At 34.4% G+C, this 21,749-nt stretch carries 19 protein-coding genes, 1 rRNA gene and 1 pseudogene; 6 read left to right on the top strand and 15 right to left on the bottom strand.

Translation table 11 applies throughout. The features are described 5' to 3' along the window. Positions 1-52: 52 nt before the first annotated feature. From A4G25_RS00185 to bcp, 4 genes are all read right to left on the bottom strand, one after another. A 16S ribosomal RNA gene (locus A4G25_RS00185) occupies positions 53-1,604 on the bottom strand. Between the two features lie 641 nt (positions 1,605-2,245). After that, positions 2,246-2,701, bottom strand: coding sequence for a peroxide-responsive transcriptional repressor PerR (perR, locus tag A4G25_RS00180; protein ID WP_047133001.1), 456 nt, complete (start codon positions 2,699-2,701; stop codon positions 2,246-2,248). Positions 2,702-2,794: 93 nt separating this feature from the next. Then, positions 2,795-3,745 (bottom strand): phosphoglycerate dehydrogenase, encoded by a 951-nt coding sequence (locus tag A4G25_RS00175; RefSeq protein ID WP_047133002.1) that lies wholly within the window; start codon positions 3,743-3,745, stop codon positions 2,795-2,797. A 5-nt stretch (positions 3,746-3,750) separates the two neighbouring features. Next, positions 3,751-4,206: a thioredoxin-dependent thiol peroxidase gene (gene bcp, locus A4G25_RS00170; RefSeq protein ID WP_047133003.1), complete on the bottom strand. Its 456-nt coding sequence runs from the start codon at positions 4,204-4,206 to the stop codon at positions 3,751-3,753. An 82-nt stretch (positions 4,207-4,288) separates the two neighbouring features. Here bcp and A4G25_RS00165 point away from each other — a divergent pair, with 82 nt between their 5' ends. The 3 genes from A4G25_RS00165 to A4G25_RS00155 all read left to right on the top strand — a co-directional run bounded on the left by A4G25_RS00165 (position 4,289) and on the right by A4G25_RS00155 (position 8,280). Further along, positions 4,289-5,578, top strand: coding sequence for a glutamate-1-semialdehyde 2,1-aminomutase (locus A4G25_RS00165; protein ID WP_047133004.1), 1,290 nt, complete (start codon positions 4,289-4,291; stop codon positions 5,576-5,578). Between the two features lie 110 nt (positions 5,579-5,688). Further along, entirely contained in the window at positions 5,689-6,789 is a 1,101-nt protein-coding gene (locus A4G25_RS00160) for an FUSC family protein (protein WP_047133005.1), read from the top strand. Between the two features lie 174 nt (positions 6,790-6,963). Continuing rightward, complete coding sequence (locus A4G25_RS00155) at positions 6,964-8,280, top strand: ISL3 family transposase (RefSeq protein ID WP_063164605.1); 1,317 nt, start codon at positions 6,964-6,966, stop codon at positions 8,278-8,280. On the opposite strand, the pseudogene A4G25_RS13360 reads toward A4G25_RS00155, so the two are convergent. The 4 genes and pseudogenes from A4G25_RS13360 to mutY form a co-directional block, all read right to left on the bottom strand. After that, a pseudogene (locus tag A4G25_RS13360) lies at positions 8,258-8,326 on the bottom strand (hypothetical protein); the annotation flags it as partial. The gene A4G25_RS00155 and the pseudogene A4G25_RS13360 sit on opposite strands and share 23 nt — an antisense overlap. Then, positions 8,325-10,061 carry an ABC transporter ATP-binding protein gene (locus tag A4G25_RS00150; RefSeq protein ID WP_047131762.1) on the bottom strand — a complete coding sequence of 579 codons (1,737 nt, stop codon included), beginning with the start codon at positions 10,059-10,061 and terminating at the stop codon, positions 8,325-8,327. The gene A4G25_RS00150 and the pseudogene A4G25_RS13360, both read right to left, overlap by 2 nt. 172 nt (positions 10,062-10,233) lie before the next feature. Beyond that, positions 10,234-10,779, bottom strand: a complete 546-nt coding sequence (ntdP, locus tag A4G25_RS00145) for a nucleoside tri-diphosphate phosphatase (RefSeq protein WP_047131763.1) — start codon at positions 10,777-10,779, stop codon at positions 10,234-10,236. A 63-nt stretch (positions 10,780-10,842) separates the two neighbouring features. After that, positions 10,843-11,901 carry an A/G-specific adenine glycosylase gene (mutY, locus tag A4G25_RS00140; protein WP_047131764.1) on the bottom strand — a complete coding sequence of 353 codons (1,059 nt, stop codon included), beginning with the start codon at positions 11,899-11,901 and terminating at the stop codon, positions 10,843-10,845. 103 nt (positions 11,902-12,004) lie between these two features. Between mutY and A4G25_RS00135 the strand changes: the two genes are divergently transcribed. Continuing rightward, positions 12,005-12,988 (top strand): metal-dependent hydrolase, encoded by a 984-nt coding sequence (locus tag A4G25_RS00135; protein ID WP_047131765.1) that lies wholly within the window; start codon positions 12,005-12,007, stop codon positions 12,986-12,988. A gap of 37 nt (positions 12,989-13,025) precedes the next feature. On the opposite strand, the gene A4G25_RS00130 is transcribed toward A4G25_RS00135, so the two are convergent. The 7 genes from A4G25_RS00130 to A4G25_RS12905 all read right to left on the bottom strand — a co-directional run bounded on the left by A4G25_RS00130 (position 13,026) and on the right by A4G25_RS12905 (position 18,545). Next, positions 13,026-13,877 (bottom strand): hypothetical protein, encoded by an 852-nt coding sequence (locus A4G25_RS00130; protein WP_047131766.1) that lies wholly within the window; start codon positions 13,875-13,877, stop codon positions 13,026-13,028. A gap of 10 nt (positions 13,878-13,887) precedes the next feature. Then, positions 13,888-15,414, bottom strand: coding sequence for an ATP-binding cassette domain-containing protein (locus A4G25_RS00125; RefSeq protein WP_047131767.1), 1,527 nt, complete (start codon positions 15,412-15,414; stop codon positions 13,888-13,890). Positions 15,415-15,430: 16 nt separating this feature from the next. Then, positions 15,431-15,745, bottom strand: coding sequence for a YfhH family protein (locus A4G25_RS00120; RefSeq protein WP_041612988.1), 315 nt, complete (start codon positions 15,743-15,745; stop codon positions 15,431-15,433). Continuing rightward, positions 15,738-16,541 carry a recombination regulator RecX gene (gene recX, locus A4G25_RS00115; protein WP_047131768.1) on the bottom strand — a complete coding sequence of 268 codons (804 nt, stop codon included), beginning with the start codon at positions 16,539-16,541 and terminating at the stop codon, positions 15,738-15,740. The genes A4G25_RS00120 and recX overlap by 8 nt, the downstream gene beginning before the upstream one ends. Before the next feature lie 179 nt (positions 16,542-16,720). After that, positions 16,721-17,533 carry a monofunctional peptidoglycan glycosyltransferase SgtB gene (gene sgtB, locus A4G25_RS00110; RefSeq protein WP_047131769.1) on the bottom strand — a complete coding sequence of 271 codons (813 nt, stop codon included), beginning with the start codon at positions 17,531-17,533 and terminating at the stop codon, positions 16,721-16,723. A gap of 192 nt (positions 17,534-17,725) precedes the next feature. Then, positions 17,726-18,253, bottom strand: a complete 528-nt coding sequence (locus A4G25_RS00105) for a type 1 glutamine amidotransferase domain-containing protein (RefSeq protein WP_047131770.1) — start codon at positions 18,251-18,253, stop codon at positions 17,726-17,728. Between the two features lie 124 nt (positions 18,254-18,377). After that, the gene (locus A4G25_RS12905) at positions 18,378-18,545 is read right to left on the bottom strand and encodes an SE1561 family protein (RefSeq protein WP_231635415.1); all 168 of its coding nucleotides are present in this window, start codon (positions 18,543-18,545) and stop codon (positions 18,378-18,380) included. 227 nt (positions 18,546-18,772) lie between these two features. Between A4G25_RS12905 and yfkAB the strand changes: the two genes are divergently transcribed. Both yfkAB and A4G25_RS00095 read left to right on the top strand, forming a co-directional pair. Next, entirely contained in the window at positions 18,773-19,921 is a 1,149-nt protein-coding gene (yfkAB, locus tag A4G25_RS00100; RefSeq protein WP_047131771.1) for a radical SAM/CxCxxxxC motif protein YfkAB, read from the top strand. 167 nt (positions 19,922-20,088) lie between these two features. After that, positions 20,089-21,741, top strand: a complete 1,653-nt coding sequence (locus tag A4G25_RS00095) for an IS1182 family transposase (RefSeq protein ID WP_063164604.1) — start codon at positions 20,089-20,091, stop codon at positions 21,739-21,741. Positions 21,742-21,749: the final 8 nt, after the last annotated feature.

Below are 21,749 nucleotides of genomic sequence, written 5' to 3'. Positions count from 1 at the left end.
TGTCACGTTATTCCGTCAGTTTCTGTTGAAACCGTTCCGTATATATCCTTAGAAAGGAGGTGATCCAGCCGCACCTTCCGATACGGCTACCTTGTTACGACTTCACCCCAATCATTCGTCCCACCTTCGACGGCTAGCTCCTAAAAGGTTACTCCACCGGCTTCGGGTGTTACGAACTCTCGTGGTGTGACGGGCGGTGTGTACAAGACCCGGGAACGTATTCACCGTAGCATGCTGATCTACGATTACTAGCGATTCCAGCTTCATGTAGTCGAGTTGCAGACTACAATCCGAACTGAGAACAGCTTTATGGGATTTGCTTGACCTCGCGGTTTCGCTGCCCTTTGTACTGTCCATTGTAGCACGTGTGTAGCCCAAATCATAAGGGGCATGATGATTTGACGTCATCCCCACCTTCCTCCGGTTTGTCACCGGCAGTCAACTTAGAGTGCCCAACTTAATGCTGGCAACTAAGCTTAAGGGTTGCGCTCGTTGCGGGACTTAACCCAACATCTCACGACACGAGCTGACGACAACCATGCACCACCTGTCACTTTGTCCCCCGAAGGGGAAGACTCTATCTCTAGAGCGGTCAAAGGATGTCAAGATTTGGTAAGGTTCTTCGCGTTGCTTCGAATTAAACCACATGCTCCACCGCTTGTGCGGGTCCCCGTCAATTCCTTTGAGTTTCAGCCTTGCGGCCGTACTCCCCAGGCGGAGTGCTTAATGCGTTAGCTGCAGCACTAAGGGGCGGAAACCCCCTAACACTTAGCACTCATCGTTTACGGCGTGGACTACCAGGGTATCTAATCCTGTTTGATCCCCACGCTTTCGCACATCAGCGTCAGTTGCAGACCAGAAAGTCGCCTTCGCCACTGGTGTTCCTCCATATCTCTGCGCATTTCACCGCTACACATGGAATTCCACTTTCCTCTTCTGCACTCAAGTTTTCCAGTTTCCAATGACCCTCCACGGTTGAGCCGTGGGCTTTCACATCAGACTTAAAAAACCGCCTACGCGCGCTTTACGCCCAATAATTCCGGATAACGCTTGCCACCTACGTATTACCGCGGCTGCTGGCACGTAGTTAGCCGTGGCTTTCTGATTAGGTACCGTCAAGGTGCGCATAGTTACCTACGCACTTGTTCTTCCCTAATAACAGAGTTTTACGATCCGAAGACCTTCATCACTCACGCGGCGTTGCTCCGTCAGGCTTTCGCCCATTGCGGAAGATTCCCTACTGCTGCCTCCCGTAGGAGTCTGGACCGTGTCTCAGTTCCAGTGTGGCCGATCACCCTCTCAGGTCGGCTACGTATCGTTGCCTTGGTAAGCCGTTACCTTACCAACTAGCTAATACGGCGCGGGTCCATCTATAAGTGACAGCAAAACCGTCTTTCATTGCAGAACCATGCGGTTCCGCATATTATCCGGCATTAGCCCCGGTTTCCCGGAGTTGTTCCAGTCTTATAGGTAGGTTACCCACGTGTTACTCACCCGTCCGCCGCTAACGTCAGAGGAGCAAGCTCCTCATCTGTTCGCTCGACTTGCATGTATTAGGCACGCCGCCAGCGTTCATCCTGAGCCAGGATCAAACTCTCCATAAAAGTTATGATTTGTTTGACTAGCTCATAAAAACTAATTTGTTTTAAAACGTCTAAGACGTTTGTTAATTTGGAATTAACGTTGACATATTGTCATTCAGTTTTCAATGTTCATTTTTTCGCGTTACAATTATCTATTATATCACTTTGAGATAACTGAGTCAAGAACTTTTTTAAAATTATTTTTTCGTTTCAACTCGTTCGTTTTTCTCAACAATAAATATTTTATAATGTTTGTAACTGAGAATCAATAGTAAAATTTACACTTTGTTAAAGTTTTTAATTCAACTTTTTAAATCTCAATGTTAAATTTACTGTGCCGTTTCAACGACCTATTCATCATATCAAGATACAGTTCGTGAGTCAATAAATATCTTAAATAATTTTTGTATAATATTACTTATAGTGTGGTTGTTTGCATAGATATATAAAGAATTACTGTATTTCGTGTAATTGCGATGCAGTTCTCTTTTCCTTTTACGTGTATTTCTTCAATAAAACCAGTTGCTAATTTTTAATTAGCTTCAACTCATATTTACTTAACGTTACTATTCTTATTGTTGTTACATCTTTATATAGTAAAAAAGCGAACCTTTTTATAAGGTTCGCCTTTAGAAAAGTAATCGGTTATTTAATTTCAAAACTTATTGGTTATCTTTTTCCTGACACTCAGGACATAAACCATAAATTTCCATTCTGTGATGGGATATTTTAAAACCAGTTACATGCTGGGCTAAATGCTCCACTTCATGAAGTTGCGGATAATGAAAATCAACGATCTTTCCGCAATTTTCACAAATTACGTGATAATGATTATGTGTATTAAAATCAAAGCGACTAGATGCATCTCCATATGTCAGTTCGTTGACAATACCTGTTTTCTTAAACACGCGCAAGTTATTATAAATTGTCGCAACACTAATGTTAGGAAAATCTGGTGACAGTGCCTGATAAATTTCATCTGCAGTTGGATGAGTATCACTTGAAATCAAAAATCTTAAGATAGCTTGTCTTTGCGGTGTAATTCTGATTCCGGCATTTCTTAAAGATGCAATCGAGTCCTCTAATTGATGTTCAATAGATTCCATTTCTGCACTCATCTAATCCACCGTCTTTCTACTTAATAATAATTATTACTTACTATAAATATAACGGTTGAAATACCGAAATGTCAATGATTGTACTTTATTTGCTTAATATCCTTTGTTTAAATCAACCTTATTCTCAATTACATCACCATCATTGAGAAAATGCTTGAAATTCTTAATAAATATTTCACTAGCATCTTTAAAGTTATCTTTATAGTTGCCAGTTATATGTGCAGTAATAGTAAGATTTTCAACATCATATAACGGGCTATCGCTACTTAAAGGTTCATCTTCAAACACATCTGCATAAGCGTGTCGAATTTGTTTATCGTTGAGCGCTTTAATTAATGTCTGCTCAGGAGTAATTGTGCCTCTTCCTACATTAATAAATAACGCACTATCTTTCATCGCCTCAAATTCTTTTTCTTCTAATAAATGATAAGTGTCTTTTGTTTCAGGTAATACATTGACAACAACATCGGCTGAATGCAACGCTTTGTCCAAATCATTAATTGAATATACTCTATCAAATTCTTCGACTGGATGCCCTGTAGTATTTACACCTTCAACATGCATTCCAAATGCTTGGGCTAAATGAGCTGTTTTACGTGGTATTGTTCCAGTTCCTAATAAAAGAATAGTTTGTCCATCTACTCTCTCACCTGTAAGTTTAGAATCATATACTTTATTTTCTTGATTACGTCTTGAAACAGCCATTTTTTTATAATCATCAAGTATATAAGCAAAGATAAATTGACTCATCTGTTTAGCATGGACACCTGAAGCATTTGTTAATAGGATACTATTATCTTTAAAATAATCTAAAGGGAGTTTATTCACGCCTGCAGCATACCAAGCAACCCATCTTAACTTGGGCATTTCCTCAAAGAATTTCTGATCGGCTTTACCGCTATAGCCAATGACTATTTCAGCGTCTTTTTTATCCGCTTCTTCTATCTCATCTACATTTTTGCGAAAAACAAATTCTACATCGGGAAATGTATCCTCCAGCATTTTTTCAGCATCTTTCAATCTATTTAATGATAGAACTTTCAAATTCATCACCCCAACATTTCTTTTAATTGATCCATTTGTTCTTTAACTTTTACCTTTTCTATAACATGCGTTACGATTCCATTTTCATCAATTACAAATGTTGTTCTTACGATACCCATTGATTCTTTTCCAAAACTCTTCTTCAATTGATAAACACCAGTTTCCTCTGCTAATTTATAATCTTCATCTACTAATAAATCAAAATTCAAATCATGTTTAGCAATAAAATTTTGATGTTTCTTTTTTGAATCTCCGCTTATGCCATACACAGCAATATCTAAATCGTTGAACATTGCCATATTATCTCGGAAGTCACATGCTTCAGTTGTACAGCCTGGTGTATTATCTCTAGGATAAAAATAGAGAATCGCTTTTTTACCTTTTAATGTTTCATTGGTGATGACTTCACCATCTTGATTTTCTAATGCAAATTCTGGAAATTTTTCTCCTTTTTCTAACATAAGCTCACCCTTCTTCTTCTTATAGTTAATTATATGATACGATAAGAGACGTAAATATTAAATTAAAAGAGGTTGATAAAACATGGAATTTACTGAAAGCGAACGACTTCAGAGCTTATCAGATGAGTACATTTTAGGCGGTGTCAATTCACCTTCACGTTCATATAAAGCAGTAGGCGGTGGTGCACCGGTCGTTATGAAAGAAGGTAAAGGTCAGTATTTATACGATGTTGATGGAAATCGCTATATTGATTATCTGCAAGCATACGGTCCAATCATTACAGGTCATGCTCATCCACACATAACAAAAGCAATTCAAGAACAAGCAGCAAAAGGTGTCTTATATGGTACACCTACTGAATTAGAAATTGAATTTGCCAAAAAATTACGTGAGGCAATTCCTTCTTTAGAAAAAATGCGCTTTGTAAACTCAGGGACTGAGGCAGTGATGACAACGATTCGTGTAGCACGTGCTTATACAAATCGTAATAAAATCATTAAATTTGCCGGTTCTTATCATGGACACTCAGATTTAGTATTAGTTGCTGCTGGAAGCGGACCTTCTCAACTAGGTTCTCCAGACTCTGCCGGTGTTCCTAAAAGTGTCGCTCAAGAAGTAATTACAGTACCATTCAATGATATCGACGCTTATAAAGAAGCAATGGAACATTGGGGTAATGAAGTTGCTGCTGTACTTGTGGAACCTATTGTCGGTAATTTCGGAATGGTAGAACCTAAACCTGGTTTCTTAGAAGCTGTTAATGAAATTACTCATGAATATGGCGGATTAGTTGTATATGATGAAGTTATTACTGCATTCCGCTTCCATTACGGCGCAGCTCAAGATTTATTAAACGTTTACCCTGACTTAACTGCATTCGGTAAAATTGTAGGTGGCGGATTACCAATAGGCGGATACGGCGGTCGCCAAGATATCATGGAACAAGTTGCCCCTCTAGGACCTGCATACCAAGCTGGTACAATGGCAGGAAACCCACTTTCTATGAAAGCTGGTATTGCTTTATTAGAAGTATTAGAACAAGATGGCGTTTATGAAGAATTAGACCGCTTAGGTAAAAAATTAGAAGATGGATTAAATGAATTAATAGATAAACATGGTATAACTGCTACAATCAACCGTGTTTACGGTTCACTCACACTATATTTTACAGATGAAAAAGTAACGCATTATGATCAAGCAGAAAATGCAGATGGTGATGCCTTTGCTAAATTCTTCAAGTTGATGTTGAATCAAGGTATCAACTTAGCACCTTCTAAATTTGAAGCTTGGTTCTTAACAACAGAACACACTGATGAAGATATCGAAGAAACATTACGTGCTGCAGACTACGCTTTTTCACAAATGAAATAAACTTGAAATTCGTAATCAATCATTGTATAACTTTATTATACGTTATTATTGTTGAAAGAAATTTCATCATAAATCCGTTTATAAATAGGTAAAAAGGAGCACAAAAAAATTTGAAATTAGGTGCCAGAATATTTAAGACGGGAATTGCTATTGTATTTGCGATGCTGATTGCATCCTTACTTCCAAAAAGTGCGGGATTGCCGACTGTTGCTGGTATTGGTGCCATCGTTGCTATGCAACCAAGTGTTTATCGTTCTTATAAAACGATAAAAGACCAGTTCCAAGGTAATGTAATCGGCGCAATTTTAGCTGTTATTATGGTCAGCTTATTCGGAGATAACATTATTATAATGGGTGCTACAGTAATCATACTTATAGCAATGTTATTCCAATTCAAATTACAACATGTTGCAACCCTTGCCACAGTTACCGCATTAATAATCATGGGTCAAGGAAGTACAACAGGCAATTTCTATGCTGCTGCATTCTTTCGATTTGTTTTAGTGATGATCGGTGTTTTCAGTTCATTTTTTGTTAATGTAGCATTCTTTCCGCCAAAATATGAAACGAAACTATATTATAATTCAATGAACATCGCAAACGATGTGTTTAAGTGGATTAAATTAGTGCTGAATGACACAACAGAATATCATCATGTAAAAGAAGATACTCAGACAATAAAGAAACGGTTGCAAAATTTGGATCAACTTTTTGATTACTATAAGGAAGAACGACCCTTGTTTAAAAAGCATCTACCCGAATTGAACCGTAAAAAAATCATTTTCAGACAAGTTGTTATAACAACAAGACGTGCTTATGATGTCTTAAGGAGAATGCATCGATATCAAAATGATTTGCACCAAGCCAGCAATGATTTGATGCTGCAAATCAAATTAGAACTCGATGACTTAATGACTTCTTATGATCAGATTATGTTGAGTATTGCTCAAAAAGCACGCTATGATTATGAAAACTTTCAAATGCCTGTAGATAATCCGCAAAAAATTGAATTGATAGAAGCATTCAAACAAGAAATGGTGGAACATAAACCTGAATCCGTTTACTCTGTTTCAAATTTGATGCAAATCATATCAGCAATCGAAGAATTAAGTAACGATTTAGAACATTTAGATCGATTAGTTTTAAGTTATTTTGAATATCATAAAGATGATTCTGAAATAGAAATTGATGATGAAGATTTAGATTTATAATTAAAAAGGAGTATAACCGCTGAAACATTGCGGTTATACTCCTTTTTTTATAGGTTCTATACTAAATCGGACTGGTGAGAAAATCACTCGTCCGATTTTTTGATATAAAAATAGCGCAATTATCTCTATAATTTAAAGTGACCAAACCCAAATTAAAGGAGATAAGTTGCGCCTATGAATCATTTTATATCAACTACACTGGGAATTAAAGATAAAAATATAGAATTCGACACTAAGATTGAAGAAAAAGAGTATAAAGGAAAAACATGTCTATTCTACTTTGGAAAAATGACGTACGTACCTGAACACTGCGAAAACTGCGGATTTAAAAATATCGACCACTCCATTATAAAAAATGGAATGAAGAATTCCCGTATTACGATACCTAAGGTATCTGAAAGACAAGCCTATTTGAACCTGAAGAAGCAGCGTTTTTACTGTAAGCACTGCTGTACGCACTTCACTGCTGAAACAAAAACAGTTGAAAGACATTGCCATATTTCGGATAATACCCGTTTAGCTGTTTTGCAGAAAGCTACCGAAATCCGTTCTCAAAAGTCAATTGCTGAATCTTGTGCTGTCGGGGCTTCTACAGTTGCTCGGATAATAGATAAAGCTGCTTCTCAGATTGCTCAAAAGCCATTCAGCGCTTTGCCTGAACATTTAATGATGGATGAATTCAAAAGTGTCAAACATGTCAGCCATAATATGAGTTTTATTTATGCTGATGCCGTGACCCACCGTATCGTAGATATTGTTCCCGATCGCAGATTGGCAGCTCTGAAAACGCACTTTTATCGTTATTCACTAGCTGAAAGACAACGTGTGAAGACGGTATCTATCGATATGTACGAACCTTATATGTCTTTGATCAACGAAGTATTCCCTAATGCCAAAATTATTATAGACCGATTCCATATTGTACAATCATTGAATCGTGCTTTGAATATGACTCGTGTCAGTGTTATGAATACTTTCCGAAATAACGACAGACCGCTTTACAATAAATATAAGCGTTACTGGAAACTGATTTTGAAGCCTTATGAACAATTGGAGATGTTCGAATATAATAAAGTTCCGCTGTTCAAACAATGGAAAACAACCAAAGGAATCGTAGATTTCTTATTGGATTTTGATGATAAATTGTTAAACACGCATCACTATGTCCATCAGCTGCGTTACGCTTTAAAAGAAAATGATGAACAGTTATATACATCAACCATACAGGCAATAACCATGGGAAACATCGCCCCCAAACTTCAAATTTCCATCAGAACACTTAAAAATTATCATGACATGGTACTGAATACTTTGGAATATTCGAATCTGACCAACGGTCCGCTCGAAGGTATTAATAATAAGATCAAACTGATAAAAAGGGTTTCTTTCGGTTATAAAAACTTCACTAATTTGCGCAATCGTATTATTTTATGTACGAGACTTTTTTCCTCGAATCCTAAAAAAGAGATTAAGCAGCTAAAAGCTGCTTAACCTCTATAATTTGAGCCACCAGTCCTATTTGACAGAGAGCCTTTTTATAGATCTTGAATTGTATAAAGATGATGGTAAGCACCTTGTTTTGCAAGTAATTCTTGATGTGTACCAGTTTCAATAATATGTCCGTTTTCTATTACTACAATTTTATCTGCATGTGTAATCGTTGAAAGTCTATGCGCAACGATTAATGTAGTTCTATTTTCGCTTAGATGGGTTAATGCTTCTTGAATAATGGCTTCACTTTCTAAATCTAAAGCACTTGTTGCTTCATCTAAAATAATAATAGGCGGATTATTTAAGAAAATACGCGCAAGAGAAATACGTTGTTTTTGACCACCTGACAATTTCACACCGCGTTCCCCTACTTCCGTCTCATATCCATCCGTTAAGCTCATAATAAAATCATGTGCATTAGCAAGTTTTGCTGCTTCAATTACTTCCTCATCGCTCGCTCCAGGTTTACCGAGCAAAATATTTTCTCTAATTGTATCTGAGAATAATATGTTATCTTGCTGTACTAAACCGATTTGATTACGCAAGCTTGATAACAAGAAATTTTTAACTGGGTGATTGTCAATAGTAATTTCACCTTCAGTAACATCATAAAATCTAGGAATCAAATTAATTAAAGTAGATTTCCCGCCACCTGACATACCGACAAATGCAACAGTTTCTCCATGTTTCACATTTAATGAAATATTATCTAGAACTTTCGGTGCATATTGATTATAACGGAATGAAACATTTTGAATATCAATATCACCGTTCTCTATCTTAATCGGCTTAGCGTACGGTTCATCTTTCACATCGTAATCTTCATCTAATAATTGGAACACACGATCCATTGAAGCAAAACTTTGCGTTAAAGTTGTAAATGAAGAAACAAGACGGCGCAATGGTCCAAATAATTGTTCTAAATAACCTACAAATGCTGCAAGTGTACCTACTGTAATAGAACCGTTTACAGCTAAATAACCACCAACACCAATGACAATAATCGGACCTAAGTCAGTAACTGTATTAATGGCTGCAAATGAATAAGCATTCCAACGTGTATGCTTAAATGCACGATGCAAGAAATGTTTATTTCGTTTATCAAAATTTTCCGCTTCGTTCTTTTCAATAGCGAAACTTTTGATTACTGAAATACCTTGAACTCTTTCATGTAAGAACCCTTGAACTTCTGCTAATGCTTGAGAACGTTCTCTCGTTAAACCTCGTAATCTTCCAAAGAAATAATACACTGTCAAAATATAAAACGGGAAAATAAACATTGCAGCAAGTGTCAATTTAACATCTAAGAAGAACATGATGGATAAAGCAATAATGATTGTGACACAATCCAACCATATATTCATAAGTCCTGTTAAAATAAAATCTTTCGTTTGTTCTACGTCGTTAATAACACGTGAAATGACCTCTCCTGCTTTATTATTCGAATAAAAACGTGCACTGAGTGCTTGTAAGTGATCATATAATCGTTTTCGAATATCATAGAGTATCTTATTACTTGTCCATTGTGCTAAATATTGCCTTGCATATTCAATCGGTGGTCTAAGTACCGCAAAAATAAATAAAGCAATACCAATGGAAATTGCTAAGCGCATCATTTTTTCATGTGTCGTTATATCGTGATTATTTATAACACCATCAATAGCATATTTAATAAGTAAAGGGATTAGCATCGGAATGCCGAATTTGATTATCCCAATGATTATCGTAGCTATGATACGCCATTTATACGGTTTAACAAATTTTAGATATCTGCGTATCATTTTATTCTTATCCTCCCTTACAATTCATCCATTTTAAATGAATGCTTTCAAAAATCAACGAGGCTGAACCTTGCTTTTTCAAGCTTGAGTTCAAACCCCGTTTTATACCGTATATAATAATATAGCCATTATAATGAAATTCTATATAGAGAATAAAGAAATCTGCTTTGTATTATGATTTCTGACGCAGTTTTTTATAGCGTTCTCTCCAAACCTTTATAAAGTCTGGAGCAAACGGTCCTTTTTTCTGTTCAATCCACTGTTGCAGTATATCCACGTTTCGACGTAAAATGACATCAATATCCTTTGGATAATTCATCTGCTGCATATGCTGTTGATATTCATCTTCATCTAATAGATGATATTTTCCATTTGGATAAACTTTGATATCTAAATCATAATCAATATACTTAAGTGCCTCTTCATCACATACAAAAGGAGAAGAAAGATTACAGTAATAATAAACACCGTCTTCTCTAAACATACAAATCACGTTAAACCAATATTCAGAATGAAAATATACAATCGCAGGCTCACGTGTTATCCATGTCCGTCCATCACTTTCAGTTACAAGCGTATGATCATTTCCACCAATTACAACATGATCTGTACCTTTTAAAATAGTTGTTTCTGACCACACGCGGTGAATGTTGCCATCGTGCTTGTAACTCTGAATTTTGATGTTTTCTCCTTCTTTCGGTATGGTTTCTTTTACCACGCTCCACACCTCCTTGCTGGCTTTTTTACACAAAACTTATTATAACATAAAGGCTTGGCCTTCTCAGTCTTTGTTATTTTCCTTTTCAAGATAATCTAATATCTTATGCATGGAAGCCGGGAAATTAAACTGATTTCTTTCAGATAATTTCAACCAACGGAATTGAGAGTTTAAAGTGAAATGATCTGAAGAAATTTCTTCTTTAATTTCGTAGACTTTTATATTCCATGTTAAATGTGTGAATTGATGTTTTAGTTGAAAAATTGGTTTATCTGGAACTTCTATGTTTTCATCCAGCAAAGCATTCAATTTTTGTTCACTTTCTTCCTGTTCATACATCGGAAACTCCCACATACCATTCAACAGTTTTGCTTGTCTTTGTTCTATCAAGTATTCCCCTTTTTCATTTTGGATTATAAAACAATCTTGGTGTACAGTTTTCTTTTTAACTTTTTTGATTTTAACAGGCAATTTTTCTACAGTACCTTCTTGAAATGCTTCACAATGAGATTGTACCGGACATAACAAACAAAGCGGTGATTTCGGTGTGCATATCAATGCCCCTAATTCCATCATTGCTTGATTGAATTGGCCCGCTTCAGTTTCAACATAAGGCATCAATTCATTTTCGAAAGCTTTTCTTGTAGATTGTTTTGCTGTATCACTGAAATCATTATTCAATCGAGACCATACACGAAAAACATTTCCATCCACGGTAGGCAATGGCAAATCAAATGCTATACTCATTACTGCTGCTTTAGTATAAGGCCCCACTCCTTTAAGCTTCTCAAAAACCTCAGGGTTGTCGGGTACTTTTCCGTGATAAGATTCAGCTACTTCTTGAATTGCAGTATGAAAATTGCGAGCTCTGCTATAATAACCGAGCCCTTCCCAATATTTCAGCACTTCATCTTGTTCTGCCATACTCAAATCTTCTATAGTAGGAAACCTTTCTGTAAATCGATGGTAATAATCAATGACTGTTTTCACTTGTGTTTGTTGAAGCATTACTTCACTTATCCATATGTAATACGGATTGGTTGTTTCTCGCCATGGCATTTCTCGTTGATTTATTTTGAACCAATTTAAAATATCATCTTTGAAAGTATCAGGCTGTAGCATATATACATATTTCTCCTTTGCGTCTTAAACAGCTTTATCAATTTTGTTATTTCAGTTTATCATTTATAATAGATATAAGACTATTTGAAATGAGTGAACGATTATGGATACAGGAACACATATAGTGATGGGTATTGGTCTTACTGCATTAGCGATGCATGACCCATCTATGTCGGGTCATTTTGGTGTTGCTGCAACTACACTAATTGCCAGTTCACTAATCCCTGACAGCGATACCGTTTTAAAACTTAAAAATAATGCTGCCTATATATCTAATCACAGAGGGATAACACATTCAATCCCTTTCACACTTTTATGGCCGATTTTAATTACTTTATTAGTATTTACTTTTTCAAAAGGCGTAAATCCGATGCATATTTGGCTTTGGGCCCAACTCGGAGTATTCCTCCATGTCTTTGTTGATATATTTAATTCATACGGTACTCAAGCATTACGTCCTTTTTCGAATAAATGGATACAATTAAGTGTGATTAATACGTTCGATCCTTATATTTTTATATTATGGTGCTTAGGAATTGTACTATGGGCATTTGGATTAAACGCTTATGCAGTATTTTTTCCAATATTTATTATTCTTTTCTTTTACTATGTTGTTCGTTTTATTTTCCGATCTGCTATTAAAAAACAAGTGCTTCGCATGGTAAGCAGCCAGGATAAAGCCCACTTAGTAAAAGTTTTCGTAGCTCCTACTATAAAATTTATGGAATGGCGTGTAGCTGTTCAAACAGCAACACATGATTATGTAGGAAAAAGTTATGGTCGAAATATCGTATTTGCGGATAAAGTAAAACGCCAAGAATTTCCTGATGAAGCATTAATGACCTCATTACGAAAAGATCCAAATATTAAAGCCTTTTTAAATTTCTCATCTATTTATCGATGGGATGCTAGACAATTAAGCGATAATATCTATGAGGTGCGCTTTATTGATTTAAGATATTTAAAAAATGACCATTATTCTTTTGTTGCAATTGCTCATTTAGATAAGGATATGAATATTAAACATTCTTATACAGGCTGGGTGTTCAGCGAACAAAAACTGATAAAAAAATTATATGCACATTAATAAAAAACGGAGTGGATTTAGCGTCCACTCCGTTTTCTTAATTTGTTATATTAGTTGATTTTACTTTTTCAGGATCAGCAGTATTTTTTAAATGAATAGAACGATTACGTGTCATTCTAAATTTTTCATAAGCAATATGCGGTCGGAATATGTAAAGTAATAATCCCGCAATTCCAATCCAAACTAAGAAATAAACATGATAAGGCAGGTTGCCTAAACTATTAATACCTATAATAACCGCTTCCTCTATACCAGAAACAAGGTAAAAGAGTGGATTCAACATTAATATATGCATTAAAATTGATGGTTTCTCAGAAGGAATAAAGATAATAGGAACCGTCAAAAACATTACCGCAAACATGATATATAAAATGACATCAAATAATTTATATCGACTGACCATGCGAATTAAACCTAATACCTGTGATACTAAAATAATAAATACATTCCACATGAACCAATAAAATGCAATCGCAATAAATGAACTGTCTAAGTTCACCGGCTTAGCAAATACTACTACACCAATTGAGATTAATAATCCTATGGAAAAAATCACTGTATAAATGATTGTCTTAAATGAAACAGGATAATCAAAGTTTTTATATTCATAGTAATCTCTACGATAACGCATGATATTGAAGTAAAGTGTCACAAGTGTCCATAGTAATGTTATTAAACCGATATAGCGATAATACCAAACTGCTTGCGTTTCTTCAGTAGTTTTATTGATTTTAAACCCTATCAGCATGATAACCAACAAGATAATTGATGTTACTAAAGGTGCAACTAACCATTTCCAATTTCTTTTTAAACTGCCGCCTAAATGTCTAAGTAATTGCGGTAAGCTATGGTAAAAATTGATTGTATTATTAATAATTTTATCTATCATAATGCTCCACCTACAATTCTATATATATCCATTTGTTATTTTTCATATCTGCAATATAGTAACCTTTTCCTGATTTGCAAATCCAAATATCACTTTTAACATTAAATTTATCCTTAAACTTATCCTTATTAACCATTGGATAGACAAAACCGCTAAGGTGTTTTGAATCGTTAAATAACATACTGACTGGTTGCTGTGTAATCGGCACAACAAATCGATTATCTTTTTCTGGTACCAATGATTTTTCTACTTTTTCTTTGGATTGTCCAAGATGACTATTATAAAAATCAATGTAGTTAATATAATTTGATTTCATATAATCTTCTAAAGCAGCTTTACCATGTGATTCATATAAACCAGCTGGATTAAAGTATCGAATATTCCCTTTATTCGTATCATAATCTTGTCCATCAACATCTATACGATATTTATTGTCATTTTCCCCAGTAATCGTTACCAAAGCATAATGAGGAATTTTTAATGTATTGTTCCCTTTTTCAGCTTTAGCATTCAATTGTTTTTCGGTCACAATACCATAAGATAATTTATCCTCGAAGGCCTGTTTAGAATTGGATTGTAATTTTGTTTGCTCTGTATTTTGCGCAAATTGCACAATCCCTTGATTGGTGAAAAGAAGTGCTGCAGTGATAATAAATCCTAAGGCTAAAGCAATACTCCAACCAATGACTCTAGCTAAAAAAGGTGTAGGTTTTGCGTGTTTATATCGTTCTATTCGTCTGAAATTGTATGTCATTTCAGGAATTCTTGTTCTTTTTTTCTTCCAGTCAACATCGAAATTTTTCTTTTCTTCATCTGTTTCCAGTGATTTTCGGTCATTTTCATGTTCTGTAAAAGTTGGAAGCACTCTGCTTAAAGGACCTTCCATACGCATTTGACCATGAGAAATCCAAACAGCATAGTTACTGACTTTTCGAATAACGTTTAAGTCATCGTCGATTGTTATTATTGTTAATTCATCATCAATGTAATCATCTGCCAACTCAACCGCGCGCTCTAAAAATGTTTCATCTAAATAATGAAGCACATGATTGAAAACTATAATTTCAGCTTTTGAAGTACGCGCCAAGCTCAGTATCAATTGTGCATATTGTCGTTCAGTTAATTGATACACAGCCTTGTTTTTTAAATCATTCAACCCTGCATAACGAATGATTTGTTCTGTCTTATGATCTGAACCTTTGTATGTAAATAGTTCTACCGCATTTTGTACATAAGCTTCTACTGTTTCTTCATGTAAATGCTTATCCTCCAAATCGCCAAAAAACAAACTGCCTGTTCGGTTCATGCGTCCTTTATCAGGATTTACTTCGCCTGCTAATATTCTGCCTATTAAAGTTTTTGAAGCGCCCGGCTCACCTATAATGCCTAAAGATTCCCCTTGGTATATATATAATGAAACATTATTCAATTCAATGTCTTCAGCATCATAACCGTAAGGCAGATACCATTTTTTTCGGTTTTTTCTGCGATAGTAATGTGTAATATTCAGTAATTTTAATACAATTGAACTCGCCATATCTGCTTACATCCTTCTATAGTTTTAATAATGCGACTGGGAGGCCTTCTTCCTTTTGACTGCTATGTAATATTTTTCCCCACGCAAAAATACCCTTCATACGATCAACTCGCATATATCGCTTGGTACCATCGTTTAATTCATATATTTTTCCAAATTCGATTTTACTTTGATCTACAAGGTAACTTTCAGCAATAATAACTTTAGTACGATAAACATCATATTCATTTAAGATACCATTCATTTCTGCTTTTCGCATTTTTTCTTTATATTTTTGAATTTCATCCAAAATTTCATTTTTAGTCATTTTGCTTAAACTTTTTTCACTCATCGCCTATCCCGCTTTCTCTCATTTTATCTTTAATTGTATCATACTCATAACCTTTTCGAAGCAAAGCTTCAATAGTTTTCATCTCTAATTGTCTACCCTCATATTTGCGTTCATATTTATGATAAACCTTTTCTAATTCTCTTTGTAAAAGCAATTCAATTTCTTCGCTGTCAGGTTCAAAATCAAGATTTTGCATCGCTTCATTTATTACTTCAAAAGAATAACCTTTTTGAAGTAAAGATTGCTTAACTTTATCAATTCTTTTCTTTTTAGGTCCTTTTTTCTGATGCAGTAATTTATCAGCCAGTACTTCTATATCTTCAAGCGGCTGCTCTTCTTCATATTTAGCGGTATAGTTTTCAACCAATGGTTTCTCGATACCAGCTTTAATCAGTTTTTGACGGAATATTTCAGGACCTTTATCTGTTGTACGAATCATGGTATTTTTTAAACTTTCAGCATAATCATCATGATCGATATACCCTTCTCTGTTGCAATAATTAATCACTTCTGCAATAGCTGATTCGCTGATTTCATGTTTTTGAAGATGCTGAATCACTTCTTGTTCAGTACGTTTTCGATAAGAAAGATATTGTATTGCTAGATGCAAGCCGAAACGAAAATGTTCATATTTTTGAATTTCTTCCATATTCGCTGCAGTAAGGACGTCCCCTTTTTTCAGATTGAAGTGTACTAAAGTATCCATATCAATACCCATTTCAAAACTTTCATCTAAATACAAATTAAATCGTTCTTTATTCTTTTTTTGAACTTCAATTTTAGTAACTTTCGGCATACTTTCAACTCGCTTTAAATTCATTAAATTCTATTCGATACTTATTGTAAAACAAAATTGCTGAGTTTTATAGCGTTATACTTTACTTAAATTGCAGATGGATTCCAATAGATGCGCTTTTTCAAATAAAAGAAACACAGATAAGCTTTTAAGACTTACCTGTGTTTCAAATACGCCTTTTAAACACCTAACTGTGCAAGCGCTGTTTTATATTGTTCTTCGTTAATATATCCTTGTTGTTTCATTTTTTCTAAATTTATCTTTACACGATTCACATAATTTTGCGACATATCATTTACATCATACACACTTGGCGCATTGATTTTACTTGCTAAAATAGCACTCTGCAATACTGTAATGGTTGGCATATTCTGACTGTTTTTAACAGTTGTTGTTCCAAAGTAATGGTTCGCAGCACCTTCAATTGTATATTGGTTATCACCGTAATATATATTATTGATATAAAAACTTAAAATTTCATCTTTTGAATACTCACGTTCCATACGACTTGCTACCATAATTTCTTTTACCTTACGAGTAAAACTTTGTTCATTATCATAATAATAATTTTTCACTACTTGTTGACTTATTGTACTTCCGCCTTGAACATTATGATCGCTGATTGTTGTGAACAAGGCTCTGAATATTCCTTTCACATCAAATGCGCCATGATCATAAAAACGCTCGTCTTCCATCGATATAAAAGCACCCTTTGTATAATCAGGCATATCTGATACAGGTACATACGTTGATTTATCTTTAATTGTTTTTAAATCATCAACATTCGCTTTTGATGACAATGCATACATTGCTCCGAAAAATATAGCGGCAATAATAATAAGACCTATTACTATTTTAAAAAATAATCCTTTGCCTTTTTGCTTTTTCGGTGGCGCACCAACAGGTTGATAATACGTATTATAGTGTGGTGCATTTTGTGTGTTCGTTCTAGCATTTTTTGACTCTCTAGATAGTCTTTCGCTTCTTTTCATCAGACACACTTTCTCCTCAATTGTAATTTTTACTTCATAACTTATTATAATTGAGAATGACGTGTCTTAAAATAATAATTCATTAAATTAAGTAAAAATCAGTCTCAAGAAGTATCTTGCTTTACGCCTTGATATGTAAAAAAACGAGCATTTCAAAAGAAATGCCCGTCACTCATTTAAATAAGTTTCAATTTATTTGTTTTCTTTATTTAATGATTCAACAATAGCATGATTGAAATCATTTAAATCGTCAGGTGTACGACTTGTTACAAGATTTCCATCTACAACTACTGATTCATCTTTTACATGTGCACCTGCATTTGATAAGTCTTTACGTACATTTAAAACTGCAGTTAATGTGCGATCTTTTAAATCGTCAGTATCAATTAATACTTGCGGTCCGTGGCAGATTGCAAAGACTGGTTTGTTGTCTTTCATAAACGCTTTTGCGAATGTACCATAACGTCCATCTACATCGCCGCGCAAGTGGTCTGGTGAAAATCCGCCAGGAATGAGTAAAGCTGAGTATTCAGAAGGTTCTGCAGAGCCGATACCTACACCAACTTTAGCTTTCGTACCATGTTTACCTACAACTTCTTCACCTGCTTCATGGCCGATAATAACAGTTTTATAACCTGCTTCTTCAATTGCCTCTTTAGGGCTAGTTAATTCAATATCTTCAAAATCATTTGCTAAAATAATTGCTACTGGTTTAGTCATAAAATTATCACCTTTCAATTTATATTTAAATTAGATAGCGTGAATATTAATCAATGTTATTTATTGACATATATTATTATTTAGACCAAATCAGAGAATTTTAAACATATCTTTAAACTCAGAATTATTTTTCGTGTTGAACAGTTTTCACTTTTTCTTCTAACTGATCAAGTAACCCAATCCATTCATCGACGTCTTCAACACTGACTTTATCAGGATCAACGTGATTGATTTCATCTACAAATTCAGACAGTCTTGTTTGGATATGTGAAATTAATTCTTTTTCGCTCATTTTCATTCTTTGACGCTCCTTTAAAAAATATATCATTATTCTAACATGAATTTGACAAAAATAACTAAAATATTAATAATATGTTTTGGTTGAATTTAACTTTCGATAATTAATATGCAATGTATAGAAAGAAATTTAATAGTCTCAAAACTTACTTACCCCTTTTCAAGATTACCATTCAAAAAGTATAATACTTAAATATAATGATATAGAAAGAAGGCAAACTGATGATTGATTATTCCACTCACATCAAGCAACCCATTACCATTCATAACGACCCATGGGAAGCTTATAATGATGTTGAAGAATTTGGAAACCTTCAGCTAAGCAATATTGAATTCACAACTACTAATTTATGCAATATGCGTTGCAGCCATTGTGCTGTAGGATATACACTTCAAACTCAAGACCCTGCCCCATTACCTATGGAATTAATTTATAAACGTTTAGATGAGATTCCAAACTTACGTACACTGTCTATAACAGGCGGAGAACCTATGTTTTCCAAAAAGTCTATTCGAAATGTTGTAAAACCATTATTAAAATATGCGTATAATCGCGGTATTTATACTCAAATGAATTCCAATCTGACACTACCTCAAGATCGTTATCTTGATATTGCTGAATACATAGATGTAATGCACATCTCACATAACTGGGGTACAACAGATGAATTTGCTGAGGTTGGATTTGGAGCGATGGAAAAACAACCTCCATTAAAAGCAAAATTGAAACTCTACGAGCAAATGATAGAAAACTCAAGAACTCTATCTGAACAAGGTATGTTTGTATCTGCTGAAACAATGTTAAATAAAAGCACTCGTCCTTATTTAGAAAAAATTCATAATGAAGTCGTACATGATATGAAATGCAGTCGCCACGAAATACATCCAATGTACCCTTCAGATTTTGCAAGCCAATTAAGTGTATTAAGCTTAGGAGAAATCAAAGATACAATCCGTCATCTGCTTAAAATACGTGATAAAGATACTTGGATGCTGTTTGGTACTTTACCAATCTATCCATGTATTCAAGATGAAGATGATAAAGCGCTATTTGATGCATTGAGAAATGCTGAAAATGTTTCATTAAGAAATGATCCTGATGGACGCAGTCGTTTAAATGTCAATGTATTTACTGGAAATGTGATTGTTACGGACTTTGGTGATGAAAATGGAACTATTTCTAATATCAAAACAGATAAATTAAATGATGTCTATAAACAATGGTTAAATTCAGATTTAGCACAAAGTTTAAATTGTCATTGTGAACCTTATCATTGTTTAGGTCCGAATGTTTTAGTTAAAAATATGTATTATCCAAATACTGATTTTCGAGAAAATGAAAAAATGATGCATCGAATTTTTCAACAATAATTTCAAAAAGGGGCTGGGACATAATTCCGGTCTCAAATAAAAGCCGGTGAAAACTTTTAAAGTTTTCACCGGCTTTTTTATATAAAATATACATATTATTTCAAAAAAATAAAGGCCTCGCTTATAATTAGAGAATAACCACAAACCCAAATCATAGGAGGACCTTTATGTATAAAAATTATAACATGTCTCAAATCTCTCTGCCACTGACAACAGAATTTACGTTTTCCGAAAGTGATACTGCCAGCATAGTTAATGAAATCGTCGGAAAAATCCCTGAAACAGCTTTCGACAGCTATAAAAATCACAGAGGCGCCCCTTCTCACAATCCACGCATGATGCTTAAAATAATATTGTATGCTTATAGTAATTCGATATTTTCCGGACGGAAAATAGAATTTGCATTAAAAGACAGTATTAGGTTTATGTGGCTGGCACAAGAACAGCAACCTTCTTATCGAACAATCAACCGTTTTCGTTCTGACTCCAGAACAAATAAGTTAATAAAAGATTGTTTTGTAGTTTTCAGAACTTTTTTAGTCGAAAATCAATATATTGATGAAGAAGCCGTTTATATAGATGGTACTAAAATCGAAGCTGATGCTAATAAGTATACGTTTGTTTGGAGAGCGAATACTGAACGCTATAGCAAAGCCAACTTGGAAAAGTCGGAAGCTGCGTATGAAGAATTATTACAAAAGGAAATCATACCGAATATAAAAGAAGAGTCTTCAAAGGAAATACAATCTCATGAATTAGAAGCAATCGAAGATTGTTTGAATAAGAAGGTTGAAGAACTGACTGATGATATTGAATCCAGCAATGATACTGAACAAAGAAAAATATTGAGATCAGAACGCACTGAATTAAAAAAGCATAAGAAAGTAATTACAGAATGTAAAGAGAAAAAAGAAAAGTACGAGGAACAAAAGAAGATTTTAGGTACAAGAAATAGTTATTCCAAAACTGATAATGATGCCACCTTTATGCGAATGAAAGATGATCATATGAGAAACGGTCAATTAAAACCAGCATACAATATTCAAGTAGGTACAAATAATCAATTTGCTTTGGCAGTAGGTGTATATCAAAATCCGACGGATACAAGAACTTTAGAAAATTTTTTAAACAGGATTCAAGAAGTTAATAGTGACATTCCTGAGTATATAGTATGTGATGCAGGGTATGGCAGCGAAAGCAATTATGGAATAGTTATAGATATATTTAACAGAACTCCTGTAATGCCGTACGGCATGTTTTTAAAAGAACAAAAAAGAAAATATAAAAACAACCCATTCAATTCATTAAATTGGAATTACGACGAAAAAGATGACAGGTATATATGCCCGAACAATAAAATTCTATTCTTCTCTGGATACAGATACAGTACTGATAAATATGGATATCAGAGACAATTCAAAGAATATAAATGTTATGACTGCATAGATTGTCCGCTTAGACAAGAATGTATGAATCCAAAAGCCAAACCGGATACATTAAAAACAATTCGTCGAAATATGGTTTGGGAATTTTATAAGCAGTTCACTAGAGAAAAGCTTTCAGATCCGAAAACATCATCAATTTACAGCAAAAGAAAAACTGATGTTGAAACATTTTTCGGTAATTTGAAGGCTAATTTGGGTTTCACTCGAATGTCTGTAAGGGGCATTGAAAAAGTTGAAACCGAAGTTAGTATTGCTTGTATGGCAACAAACTTAAAGAAATTAACAGCTCTACGAGCTGATTTTTTCTTTAAATTATATAAAAAAGGGCGATTTTCGTTTTCAATTGTGAAAATCGTCCTTTTTTCGGGATTCTAGAGCATTAA

The organism is Staphylococcus condimenti, from assembly GCF_001618885.1.
In the GTDB taxonomy this organism is placed as follows: Bacteria; Bacillota; Bacilli; order Staphylococcales; family Staphylococcaceae; genus Staphylococcus; species Staphylococcus condimenti.
The sequence above is the reverse complement of the archived record's forward strand: the minus strand, read 5'-3'. Positions and strand labels throughout refer to the sequence as shown.

Coding starts and splice junctions, on each gene's coding strand:
- perR (WP_047133001.1), bottom strand. CDS start 2,701: ATGAGTGCAGAAATGGAATCTATTGAACATCAATTAGAGGACTCGATT.
- bcp (WP_047133003.1), bottom strand. CDS start 4,206: ATGTTAGAAAAAGGAGAAAAATTTCCAGAATTTGCATTAGAAAATCAA.
- A4G25_RS00165 (WP_047133004.1), top strand. CDS start 4,289: ATGGAATTTACTGAAAGCGAACGACTTCAGAGCTTATCAGATGAGTAC.
- A4G25_RS00155 (WP_063164605.1), top strand. CDS start 6,964: ATGAATCATTTTATATCAACTACACTGGGAATTAAAGATAAAAATATA.
- A4G25_RS00150 (WP_047131762.1), bottom strand. CDS start 10,061: ATGATACGCAGATATCTAAAATTTGTTAAACCGTATAAATGGCGTATC.
- mutY (WP_047131764.1), bottom strand. CDS start 11,901: ATGCTACAGCCTGATACTTTCAAAGATGATATTTTAAATTGGTTCAAA.
- A4G25_RS00135 (WP_047131765.1), top strand. CDS start 12,005: ATGGATACAGGAACACATATAGTGATGGGTATTGGTCTTACTGCATTA.
- A4G25_RS00130 (WP_047131766.1), bottom strand. CDS start 13,877: ATGATAGATAAAATTATTAATAATACAATCAATTTTTACCATAGCTTA.
- A4G25_RS00125 (WP_047131767.1), bottom strand. CDS start 15,414: ATGGCGAGTTCAATTGTATTAAAATTACTGAATATTACACATTACTAT.
- A4G25_RS00120 (WP_041612988.1), bottom strand. CDS start 15,745: ATGAGTGAAAAAAGTTTAAGCAAAATGACTAAAAATGAAATTTTGGAT.
- recX (WP_047131768.1), bottom strand. CDS start 16,541: ATGCCGAAAGTTACTAAAATTGAAGTTCAAAAAAAGAATAAAGAACGA.
- sgtB (WP_047131769.1), bottom strand. CDS start 17,533: ATGAAAAGAAGCGAAAGACTATCTAGAGAGTCAAAAAATGCTAGAACG.
- A4G25_RS00105 (WP_047131770.1), bottom strand. CDS start 18,253: ATGACTAAACCAGTAGCAATTATTTTAGCAAATGATTTTGAAGATATT.
- A4G25_RS12905 (WP_231635415.1), bottom strand. CDS start 18,545: ATGAGCGAAAAAGAATTAATTTCACATATCCAAACAAGACTGTCTGAA.
- yfkAB (WP_047131771.1), top strand. CDS start 18,773: ATGATTGATTATTCCACTCACATCAAGCAACCCATTACCATTCATAAC.
- A4G25_RS00095 (WP_063164604.1), top strand. CDS start 20,089: ATGTATAAAAATTATAACATGTCTCAAATCTCTCTGCCACTGACAACA.